Source organism: uncultured Fibrobacter sp., from assembly GCF_946062555.1.
In the GTDB taxonomy this organism is placed as follows: domain Bacteria; phylum Fibrobacterota; class Fibrobacteria; order Fibrobacterales; family Fibrobacteraceae; genus Fibrobacter.
In genome coordinates this window covers 1-11296 of the sequence record NZ_CAMGVQ010000046.1, presented here as the reverse complement: position 1 = coordinate 11296, position 11296 = coordinate 1, and the positions used below count along the sequence as shown (strand labels likewise).

12 protein-coding genes are annotated in these 11296 nt (G+C 51.6%); all 12 read right to left on the bottom strand.

Translation table 11 applies throughout. The annotated features are described in order from the left end of the window. Window positions 1-118: 118 nt before the first annotated feature. Complete coding sequence (locus tag Q0P86_RS12400; RefSeq protein WP_295039827.1) at window positions 119-973, bottom strand: ABC transporter ATP-binding protein; 855 nt, start codon at window positions 971-973, stop codon at window positions 119-121. 8 nt (window positions 974-981) lie between these two features. Next, window positions 982-1680 (bottom strand): hypothetical protein, encoded by a 699-nt coding sequence (locus Q0P86_RS12395; protein WP_295039825.1) that lies wholly within the window; start codon window positions 1678-1680, stop codon window positions 982-984. Window positions 1681-1836: 156 nt separating this feature from the next. Next, a complete protein-coding gene (glyA, locus tag Q0P86_RS12390; protein WP_290995831.1) occupies window positions 1837-3120 on the bottom strand; it encodes a serine hydroxymethyltransferase in 1284 nt (427 codons plus the stop codon). 58 nt (window positions 3121-3178) lie between these two features. Further along, window positions 3179-3370: a hypothetical protein gene (locus Q0P86_RS12385; RefSeq protein WP_290995833.1), complete on the bottom strand. Its 192-nt coding sequence runs from the start codon at window positions 3368-3370 to the stop codon at window positions 3179-3181. After that, the gene (locus Q0P86_RS12380; RefSeq protein WP_295039823.1) at window positions 3363-3731 is read right to left on the bottom strand and encodes a carboxylesterase family protein; all 369 of its coding nucleotides are present in this window, start codon (window positions 3729-3731) and stop codon (window positions 3363-3365) included. Before Q0P86_RS12380 ends, Q0P86_RS12385 begins: the two co-directional genes overlap by 8 nt. Before the next feature lie 59 nt (window positions 3732-3790). Further along, window positions 3791-4108 (bottom strand): hypothetical protein, encoded by a 318-nt coding sequence (locus Q0P86_RS12375; RefSeq protein WP_295039821.1) that lies wholly within the window; start codon window positions 4106-4108, stop codon window positions 3791-3793. 63 nt (window positions 4109-4171) lie between these two features. After that, on the bottom strand, window positions 4172-5854 hold the full coding sequence (locus Q0P86_RS12370) for a right-handed parallel beta-helix repeat-containing protein (protein WP_295039818.1): 1683 nt from the start codon (window positions 5852-5854) through the stop codon (window positions 4172-4174). Continuing rightward, a complete protein-coding gene (locus Q0P86_RS12365; protein ID WP_295039815.1) occupies window positions 5847-6821 on the bottom strand; it encodes a TIGR02147 family protein in 975 nt (324 codons plus the stop codon). The genes Q0P86_RS12370 and Q0P86_RS12365 overlap by 8 nt, the downstream gene beginning before the upstream one ends. Before the next feature lie 162 nt (window positions 6822-6983). After that, window positions 6984-7550, bottom strand: coding sequence for a deaminase (locus Q0P86_RS12360; protein WP_294115224.1), 567 nt, complete (start codon window positions 7548-7550; stop codon window positions 6984-6986). A gap of 186 nt (window positions 7551-7736) precedes the next feature. Continuing rightward, a complete protein-coding gene (ilvC, locus tag Q0P86_RS12355; protein WP_173346055.1) occupies window positions 7737-9215 on the bottom strand; it encodes a ketol-acid reductoisomerase in 1479 nt (492 codons plus the stop codon). 448 nt (window positions 9216-9663) lie between these two features. Continuing rightward, on the bottom strand, window positions 9664-10692 hold the full coding sequence (locus Q0P86_RS12350) for a fibrobacter succinogenes major paralogous domain-containing protein (protein WP_294115875.1): 1029 nt from the start codon (window positions 10690-10692) through the stop codon (window positions 9664-9666). Between the two features lie 131 nt (window positions 10693-10823). After that, the coding region (locus tag Q0P86_RS12345; protein ID WP_295039785.1) for a DUF2442 domain-containing protein at window positions 10824-11296 on the bottom strand (473 nt) is incomplete at its 5' end.

The following is an 11296-nucleotide window of genomic DNA, read 5'->3' as shown; positions in this document are numbered from 1 at the left end:
GAGCCGCAGTGAGAAGCGCGGAGTGTGATGTATGAAGTGTGGAGTGTGAAATGTGAAGTGTGAAGTGTGAAGTGTGGAGTGTGAAATGAGAAAGGTGAAACAAATCATTTCACATTGTTCATCTTTTGCCAGAAACTACATCTCGGTACAATTTCGCAAGATCCGCTTTTTCGCACATGACATCCGCATTGATTCCTGCCGCGGCAAGCGCCGCACGAATTTGTTCTAAAGATGCAGACGATTCTATTTTGAAGGATGTTTCCTGAGCAGCGATATCGGCCACGCGTCCACTTTTTAGCAGCTGGCCACGATCAATAATTGCGTAATCCGTCGCTTCTTCTTCCATTTCGGCGAGGATATGCGAACAGACTATTGCCGTGCCCCCCTCTTCTTTTCGCCAATCGGCAATCAGCGACCACACCGTTTCGCGAGACATCGGATCCAGATTCGCTACAGGTTCATCAAGAATCAACAAGCGCGGCGCAGGCGCCATCGCACGCAGCAGCTGCACCTTCTGGCGATTTCCGAGCGAAAGGGCGGACATACGGGTTTCAAGGGAAGGCAATTCCAGTTTCCGCGCAAGTTCGGCAATGCGTTCGCGAGAAACAGATTCATTCCAAGAATCAATACGCGCCGCATAAAAGCCGACAAAGTAATCAATGTATTCCGATATGGAAAGCTTCGGATAAATTCCCGGATTTTCAAGCAAAATACCACAGGCTAGCGGATCCAGAAAACCATTTGCCCCGCGAACATCCGCGGAAACATCAAGCGAGCCCGAGAACTTCGAAAAGCGTCCGCAAAGCAGTCTAAGCAACGTTGTCTTGCCAGCCCCATTCGGACCGAGAAGCGCAAAGAAACTCCCCTGCGGAATTTCAAGCGACACACAGGAAAGAGCGTCCGCATCCGATTTCGGATAACGGAACGTCACAGAATCGAGAGCAAACAACGGGCGTTGCAGCAACGAATCCATCGCAAATCCTATTTGCAGAATTCCTTGACAGCTTCGGCCGGATTCTTGATCAAGTGAAAGACATCCTTGTTGTTTCGAACCGCTTCCATCTGCACCCGTTCAGAAGCACGCTGCAGGTACTGGATGCAACGCGGATCGGTTCGTACGGCGGCAAGTTGCACGGCCTCGGTACGATTCTTGATACTCACATACTCAAAGGCGCGGTAATCCTGCTTGACCGCAGCGACAACGATAGCAGCCGTCGGATGTTCAATTTCTTGCAAATAGGTCCAGTCACGTTCCACTGCGGCCATCAGGACGGCTTCACCTGGATGACGGACAAATTTGAGAGCATCGACATTCACGCGAACCGCCTCGGCCCACAATTCGTCACTTGCGTTATCAATCTTCTTCACGATTTTCCAGTCGCTACGCACAGCGGCCTTGAGAAGTTCAGGATTCGACACGAACTTCAGAATGTTCGGGTCGCCGTTCACCGCGGCAAGGAGCGCGGGTTCGTCGAGGGCGTTGAGCGCCGCCTTCAAATCTTCACAAAGGCCATTCTTGATGTAGAGAATCGCCTGCACGTTCTGTTCGAACGCGGCCTTCTGCGCGGCAGGCGTCGGGTTCTCGATAAGGCTGATGGAATACCAGTTGAGTTTCACCGCCTCGAGCTGCTGTTCTTCGGTCGGGTTCTCGATTTTCTTGATTTCAGTCCAGGACTGCATAAAACCTCGTTTTAACGGGATAAAGATAATAAAAAGCGACCCGTTCTAACGGGCCGCCAGTATTCCAGTCTTAATCCTTCGCGGTATGGTTCGGCAGGCACACCAATCTTGCCGCTCAGGATGACTCAATGCGCGGAGCGTTTGCCCCGCTACACTTTACTTATAAAGCGGGTGCTTCTTGCAGAGTTCGATGATTTCCTGACGGATCTTAGCGAGAGCGGCATCGTCATCCTTGGCCTGGATAGCGCGGTCGATGATGCGGGCCACGACCCGGGAGTCTTCTTCGTCGAAGCCACGGGTAGTGATGGCAGCGGTGCCAAGACGTACGCCGGACGGATCCATGGGCTTACGAGTGTCGAACGGAATGGTAGAACGGCTGCAGGAGATGCCAACCTTTTCCATTGCGATTTCGGCATCCTTACCACCGATACCCTTGGAAGTCATATCCACAACCATGAGGTGGTTGTCGGTACCGTCGGAAATGATCTTGTAACCGAGCTTCATCAGTTCGTCGGCCATAGCCTTAGCGTTCTTGATGATGTTCTGGGCATAGGTCTGGAATTCCGGCTGGAGAGCTTCGAGGAATGCAACTGCCTTACCAGCGTTGATGTGGTCGTGGGGACCACCCTGCATACCCGGGAACAGACCAGCGTCGATAGCCTTGGGCAGGGAGACTTCCTTTTCTTCGCCCTTGACAATCTTCTTGATCATCTTGTCCTTGCACATAATGATTGCAGAACGGGGACCGCGAAGAGTCTTATGGGTGGTGGTGGTGACGATATCGAAGTAAGGAACCGGAGATTCGATAGCCTTACCAGCGATGAGGCCAGCAACGTGAGAAATGTCAGCCATGGTGAGAGCGCCGACTTCGTCGGCAATTTCCTTGAACTTCTTCCAGTCAAGGTTGCGGCTGTATGCGGAGAAGCCAGCGAGGATCATGCGGGGCTTTTCCTTAAGGGCGATTTCGCGGACCTTGTCCATGTCGATGCGGCCCGTTTCCTTGTCGACTTCGTACTGGACGAAGTTGTAGAGCATACCGGAGAAGTTCACCGGATGGCCGTGAGAAAGATGTCCACCGTGGTCGAGCTTGAGGCCAAGTACCTTGTCACCCGGCTTGAGGACGCCCATGTAAACAGCAGCGTTTGCCGGAGAACCGGAAAGGGGCTGGATGTTTGCGTGGTCGCAACCAAAGAGTTTCTTGCAACGTTCGATGGCGAGAGCTTCCATCTTGTCGATCACTTCGTTACCACCGTAGTAGCGCTTGCCAATGTAGCCTTCGCTGTACTTGTTGGTCAGCACTGAGCCCATAGCTTCCATGACGGCCTTGGAGGTGTAGTTTTCGGAAGCGATGAGTTCGATGCCATATTCCTGGCGTTCGGCTTCTTCCTGGATGATGTTGTAGATTTCCGGATCGGTCTGTTGCAGTGTAGATTTGAGCATTTAGCTACTCCTTGATTTGTACGCGCCAAATATAGCAATTTTCAGGGTTTATAAAAAACTACTTGATCAAACCGAAGCGCAACGGGCGTTCACCCTTCACGCGAAGCACATATACACCGCGTTCCAGGTCCATCAAATCGACCGACTCGCCCGCAACCACCATACCGCTCTTCACGATGCAGCCTCTCAAGTCGGCAACGGCATACGGACGTTCGTTCCCACCTGTCAAATAGAAACTGCGATTAATCACAATAGGTAATTGAATGCTGGTCGTAATCGTTCTTAGACCCCGCAGCAAAGGCTCCACCGTGCATCACCAAGACCGCCGGTCTTTTCTTTTCGGAATCGTTTTTCGGCTTGTAAATATCCATGTGCAAATTGACACTGGCCAAGTCAGTCTCATTTTCGTAGAGATAGACCGGCATGCCATCGTTCATTATGGCATAGGTCAAAAGCCCAAGCGAAATCGTATTCAGTTTCTTAAGGTGTTTTACACCGGAGGCATAGACGACGTCCCTTTCGACAGAAACATCGAACATTCGATCTTTGTAGCGTTCTCCTGCGTCTGCAAAGGCTATCGAGCTTGCCAATAATAAAGCAATTTTCTTCATATAACCTCCTTACGCACAAAATATAGCTAAAGGAAATTACTTTGTCTATAAAGAGGCTGTCAAAATTTCGGTTTATTTTCAGCCGTTCTTTGAGCCTCGATTTCTTTCTGCTTGCGTAAGATCCGCTCGCGAGCAAGCTCGGCCTTCGTCTTCTTTTCCGCGAACAAATTGTCTAAAGCGGAAACAGCCTTACCATCGGCATCTTTCGCACGTGAATTGAAGAACATCGCCAACAAGAAAAAGACCACCAGATAAAGTCCCACCGCCGACAGGAGAGCTACAATTTCAGAGTCCGAAGCCGATTCCACCTTAAGGTAGAGAACAATCGACAGGGGGATTGCAAGCATAAACAAAAAAGCCGGCAGTTTTTCTTTCATACCGGCTAAGATAAAAAATTATGAAAGACCGTCTGGTCCTTGCACGGGCAGAAGCAGCTTGTTTCAGCGGGAACCGCTCTCGTTTTTCAACCTGAGTACAAGCGAAACATCGGCAAGCCCCGATTCATACTTGTAATCAGGAACGAATCCAACCGCATGGTCAGCAAAGTCTGAATCTGAGCCCCCTGCCGAGAACTTGTTTTCGACCATATTCACAAAGCCGACCGTCGAATCAACCGGAGAGCCATCTTCGTTGTACCACCGGTAAAGCGTCACGGGCAACTCATTGTTGAACACATTCTTTTCGATCAGGCAACGCGCCGCATCGGAACAGACCACGCCCGACTTTTCTACAGAGTCAAAGAAGTTATTGTAAGCATGCAGTTTTCCCCCATGAGCAAGAATACCGTCTCGAGAAAGTCCCGCAAAATAATTGTGATGCATGGTCAAGCTCTGCGCCGTATCCATAATGATGTCAGCCGCCAGGCCAAACAGGACACCGGTCTGTGCATTTTCGAAGCGCGACCAGGAAATCGTGACATTGTGCGAGCCACGCTTTACATCGAGTTCCACCAGCGGGTATTCCTCGAACACGCAATGGTCGACCCAAACATGATGCGTTCCATTATGGAGCGAAAGCGCTCGGCGTGAACTCGTATCCTGTACCGTAATAGCAGGTGCGGTAAATGTCAGGTTTTCAAAAATCAGATTGCTAGATTCCTGCGTCAGAATTCCCATACCCGTAATGCGGACATCTCGCCCACGGCCGTCAAAAGTCTTATCGGAACCTAGGCGAAGCGGAGATTCCAAATTGTAGGTGCCGCTCTTTTCGAACAAAATCCACGTTGGAGAATCCCTGTAAGCGCACTCACGAAGTGAACCCGGAGCAATCACGGCGGTCGTTTTCGCATTTCCGGCCGAATCGACTTCCGTCGTATCTTCGACAATCACATAGTCTTCAGTCGTTGTTACGACACAGATTTCGCCTTCGGCAGCCAAGATATTTCCTAAACTATCGGTCACGCCAGCCGCACCGAGCACGCCCACGGCATAACCGTCGACTTGAGCAAGGAGTGCGGCATGTTCGTTCCAGTCGCCATTCGGGACTTCCGTGGCTACCGATTCAACAGACCTTGTCACCTGAACCACGGAATCGGAGCAGTCTACGTACAGAGTGTCGCCCGTAGTTGATTCTACCTTGGCCGAGTTGATCGACTGCGGGTCACCGAACAGGACCTCAAAACTTCCCGTCGGCAAGGAGTCGATTACGAAATGTCCCGTACTGTCGGGAACTACATAGCGGTCAAGGCCTGCGATACGAATCACCGGCGTTGATTCACCAAGCAACACAAAGCCCTCGATCGACGAAAGTTCAACAAGCTTGATCGTATCAATTACATTAGAAGAACTGGAATCAAGAGCAACACTGTAAACGGCGCCCGTTGCATCGGTTCCATCCACATGGCGGGCTTCAACCGTGTATGCGCCCGGTTCCATCGGAATTTTCACGAAGCCATTTTCATCGGTTTCGATCCATTCCGCTTCGGTCGCCTCTTCTGCCAAGAAATCGTCCGGAAGCGCACGCACACGAGAATAGGCGTGGTTTCCCGCCACCTGAATCTGCAGCGCAACAATCGTCGATTCCGCTTCGGTACCACCGGCAACATTCTTGTCATTGCTACAAGCTGTAAACGAACCTGCAAGCAAAGCCGACGCAAGCAAACTTTTATACAAATTCTTAAGCATCGGCAGCACCCCCTTCGGCATTTCTTAAGGTTTCGGTCAATCCATCCTTGAGTTCCGTCGCCTCGTTCGCATCAACGACAACCTGCGATTCGCCTTCGGTCATTTCAAGTCCGCGAATACGGCGCTTGCGCCCGCGACGCTGCGGTGGCGGATACGGGTCCGAAAGCGGGAACAACTGCATACCGAGCTGGAACACCCGATTGGGTTTTTCGCACTGGCCCACCTTCGCCAAGACTTCGCGCCTAAAGCGACGCACCATTTCGACCAGTTCCTTGTAAGTCGGCTCGTCGCAGGCAAAGGCGAGCGTCGACAAATTGCGTTCACCGCGTTCAAAACGGTCCATGGCGTCTTGCGCCACGTTTAAGTTCTGCTGGATGTAAGAGTTGACCGCCGTGCTGTACGATTCCGAGCCGCTCGAAATCAGGCCCTGCGTCTGTTCGTAAAATCCTGTTGCCTCGTTCTTCTTGATCATCGAGAGGCGTTCCAGCAACGCAATCGAAGACTTGACCTGCGAAGCCGTAATCGGCGGGCGCACCATCAGCCCAAGCGCCGCATCGTCACCCACGTACGGGTAAAAAGTCACCAGTTCGCGGATGACCGCATGGTACCAGTGGTCAAAGTATTCAAACTGGTCCTTGGCCACATTTTCGACCTTGCATTCCTTGGTGGCCACCAGCTTTTCTAGGTATTGGCGACTTTCGGAATGATTCTTCGCCTGGTTGAACGCCACCATGTCGGCAAAGTAAGCCTTTTCGCGGTCATCGTTGCAAAAGATATCGGCAAACACCGAAACCAGACGGCTGGTCAAGTTGCGCTTGCCCTGCAGAATCTTGTTGAACATCGACGCATCGAACCCGGCACGGTCGGCAATATAGCGGTGGCTAAAACGCCAATCGCCCTTATGGCGCTCTTCATAGGCGTCACGCAAGAATTCGCGGTAGTTCAAGTATTCAAAAAGATTCACCATATTAAAAATCCATAAAAAAACCGAGCGCAAATTGCTCCCGGTTATCAATATAATAAATATTGCGCCAAAAAGTCTACATTTTTTTAATAAAAACGTCTACAGTACATAAAAGAACTTAGAGCTTAGAAATAACCTAAGTTCGGCTGCGCAGCGATCTAAGTTCTAAGCTCTATTTAACGGTTTCGAAACAACCGGGCGGATGCGTTTGCCGCACAGCGTCACGATAATTCCCGCCTGCGCAAACATGTAGTATGCCGTGTCGCGGCTGTTGTTCAGCGTGGACTTCGGGTCGTAATCGTCCTTGGTCACGAACACTTCGGCAACTCCCGAAAGGCTCACATCCAGGGCGCAGCGTTCGCACGGAAAACCAATCACATAGAGCTTGGAGCCGGGAGGAACCTTGCCGCGGGCATAGTGCAGCGCGTTGATTTCGGCATGCACCATGAACGGGTACTTGTTGGCCTCGAACTCGTGGTGACTCAGGACCTCGTCCGAATCGGCATCCAGCAAATCGTACGCCAGCAGCTGCTTTTCGCGGGTGTACGGCACCGTCTCGTCGTCGAAACCAGCCGGAGCGCCATTGTAGCCCGTGCTGATCACGCGACCGTCGGCACTCACCAGCACCGCCCCCATCTGGGTATTCTGGTCTTTAGAAAGGCGCGCCTGCGCGCACATCATCTGGGTATAGACTTCATCACGAAGCTGACTGCGAGATTGAGAATTGTTCATGTGGGATAATATAGATAGACGAGAGACGAAAGACGAGAGACGAAAGAAAAAAGTCTGCCGTTTCCGACAAACTTTTTAATAAATCGCTTTTACACGAAAGCTTGTATAAGCGAGCAGAACGAGGCGTGGTTGCGCGTAGCGTACTAAAACGTACGTGAGCGCAACCGCAACGAAGTTATGCGAAGCTTAGACGACGCGGGTCATGCCGGACATGCGTTCACGCAGCCACGCTCCGACCTCTTCCACCGGATGCTGACGGATGTTCTTGTTCACCTTGATCAGTTCTTCGTTATCCACAGCGGTGGTCTTGCCTTCGCCGTAGATAGCGCCGATGTCGTCCTTCTTCACTTCGTTCTTCATGAAGTCGGCGAGCAGAGGCACGCACTTGTTGGCGAACAGGTAGCAACCGTATTCGGCGGTGTCGCTAATCACGCGGTTCATTTCGTACAACTTCTTACGAGCGATGAGGTTCGCGATAAGCGGAGTTTCGTGGAGAGATTCGTAGTAGGCGCTCATCGGCTTGATGCCCACGGAGCACATGGTTTCAAATGCGAGTTCCACACCGGCCTTGATCATGGCGGTCATGAGAACGCCGCGGTCGAAGTATTCCTGTTCGGTGATAACCTTGTCGGTAGCTTCGACCTTTTCGAATTCGAGCTCGCCCGTTTCGCCACGCCACTTGAGCAAGTCCTTGTCGCCGGCTTCCCAGTCCACCATCATGGTGCTGGAGAACTTGCCAGAGATGATATTGTCCTGGTGTTCCTGGTACAAGGGCTTCATGATCTTCTTCATCTTCTCGGCGAGTTCCGTTGCGCGGATCTTGGCCGGGTTGGAGAGACGGTCCATCATGTTGGTGATGCCGCCGTGCTTCAGGGCTTCGGAAATGGTTTCCCAGCCGTACTGGAGCAGCTTGACCGCGTAAGCAGGTTCAACGCCGAATTCCTTCACCATCTTGTCGTAGCAAAGGATCGTGCCGGTCTGGAGCATACCGCAAAGGATGGTCTGTTCACCCATGAGGTCGGACTTCACTTCGGCAACGAAAGAGCTTTCGAGAACGCCCGGACGGTCGGCATGGAGGCCAGCGGCGTAAGCCTTGGCGTAGTCCCAGCCCTTACCTTCGGGGTCGTTTTCCGGGTGCACAGCGATAAGGCAGGGCATACCGAAACCGCGAACGTATTCGCTACGGACTTCGGAACCCGGACCCTTCGGGGCGACCATGATCACCGTGATGTCCTTGCGGATTTCCTGGCCTTCTTCAACGATGTTGAAGCCGTGGCTGTAAGAGAGGGCGGCGCCCTTCTTCATGAGCTTCATGATGGCCGGGATCACGTTGTGGTGCTGCTTGTCCGGTGTGAGGTTGCAAACGAGGTCTGCATCCGGAATCATTTCTTCGTAGGTACCAACCTTGAAGCCGTTTTCAGTAGCGTTCTTCCAGGACTGGCGCTTCTGTTCGATGGCTTCCTTGCGGAGCGTGTAAGAGACGTCGAGGCCGCTATCGCGCAGGTCAAGACCCTGATGGAGACCCTGGGCACCGCAACCGACGAACACGATCTTCTTGCCCTTGAGAGCTTCAACACCACGGCTGAATTCAGAATGTTCCATGAAACGGCAGTGGCCAATTTCTTCGAGTTGGCGACGCATAGGGATAGAATTGAAATAATTCATTTTTTGAACCTCTGTTAAATAGAATGTTTCCGGGGGGAAATGTAGTAAATTCGGAATTCAGATTTCGGAATTCGTAGTTATTTTCGGATTTTACAGCCTACTATCATAAAACTTCGGCATTCGAAGTTCAATTTTTTCAAAAATTCAACTCTGAAATCCGAACTCACAAATCTGAATTAGGAAGGGGGAAGCCTCCCCCTCGCTGCAGCCTTGACTTATGTCACCCTGGAGCGAAGCGATAGGGTCTAAGTCAAGTCTTCCGCTACCCCCTCTGCGGGGACACCCCGCAACACCCCGGTTTCAAACAGCCCACGGCTCCAAAATATAAGCTCGCCTCGCGGACAAATTACGGCCTTCGGCCTTTACTGTCCGCTCGCCGACTTATCTTCTTCCGCCTTAGGGCATTTAATTCATAACAAATGTGCCACTTTAAAATTCAGGACCTCAATCAGTCCTTGAGACAACGGACAGAGAAGCCTTCGTACTTTTCGATGTCGGACTGGTAGTACGCACCGTCTTTGCTGAAGTTCGTATACATGTAGTATGCGCCGTCGCCATCGTATTCAGTAGAACTCCAGAAGTATGCGTAGTAACCCTCGCTGCCATAGTCCCCATCGTTGTCCCTGTGGCCGGCAGAAAGCGCAGAAAAACCAAAGGCGTCATCGCCGTTGCCTCTATCACCATAGTAGTCATTCCAGCCGTATGTCGATTTTAGCTTGGCACCTGCCGTAGGCCAACCGCCAACTGTGGTAAACAAAACTTCCCACTCGTCCCTGCTTGGCAGGTGCCATCCCTGAGGACATACGCCATGCACATTTCCACTAGGCGTGCATTTCGAAGCGTTACCGCAACCGTTGGCAGTATTTCCCTTGATAACGCCAGCACTGTCCATAGCCGCACTCCACAGATACAGGCGACCGTACTTGGTGCAGTTGGCAGAATCATCGCCATAGCAAAAACTGGAGGAGTCCAGGGTAGCAGTAGGCCCCAGGTAGCGGTAGTTCAGGTTCTCGGCCATCCACACCTGGCCACCGATTTTCACGGTCCTGTAGCTCTGACCATCACGGTCGTCAAGCAAAGTCCCATATTCGCAGTTATCTTCAGTTTCAGTCTTGCAAGGAGTTGCCAAAATTACGGAACTCGACGAATACCCGTCATCGTCCTCAGAACAGCTACTTGTCTCGGACAGTTTTTCCGAACTACTAGATTCCGTTTTCTTTTCGGATGAACTAAACCGGCTAAACCCATTCAACTCCGCATTGCCGCTGCTAGAGATTGCTTCGTCGTTACACTCCTCGCAATGACGTGATGAAGACGAACTTCCCTGCTTTTCAGCACTACTCAACGCCGCAGGTTCATTGTTTTCTGCCGAAGCCGACGAACTGTCATCGCACCCGACAAAGGCAAACGCCATAATAAGCATGGATCCTATCGCCGCCTTGCGGCTCCAGGATGACAGATCAAGAAACTTCTTCATAAACGCCCCCAAATAATGTTTATCTAAAGAAAATGTAATTTATTGTTCACACCAAAAAAGCCAAACAAGCCCAAAGTTTCAACACAAAAGCCGCCCGCACATCACGGACGGCTAAATTGTTGGCCAAAAAACTATGCCACTGTTTTTAGCAACTCCCTGCCGATGCGGCGGAGTTCCTCGTCAATGAGTTTCTTTCTTGCCGACGACGGCTTTTTCGTCCCATTTACATATGCAGCAAAGAGGGGTTGCGGGATTCCCAATCGGCGAGCAAACGCCGAGGCGTTAAGTTCGGGAAACAACCAAAATATGCGGCCAATGGGATTCGTCTTTTTCGGCGAAAAGAATCCCGAAAGTTCCAGGCCCTCCTCCAGATCGTCAAACCACACGCCATCGCAATCAACGCGGCAGTTCTCCAACTGCTTTCGCGTAGCCTTCCGCAGCGGTTCGTAATCTCGGATGAGTTCCCGCCCGATTCGGCCGTCTTTCAGTTCGACACAAACAGCGTCCTTTTCGACCCAAAGCCTTTTTACATCTTTTTCCGTAATTTCGTGAGGCTTCTGCAGTTTGTGTGGAGGGGTTGGGAGGAGTCTAAGCAGCGGTTTTC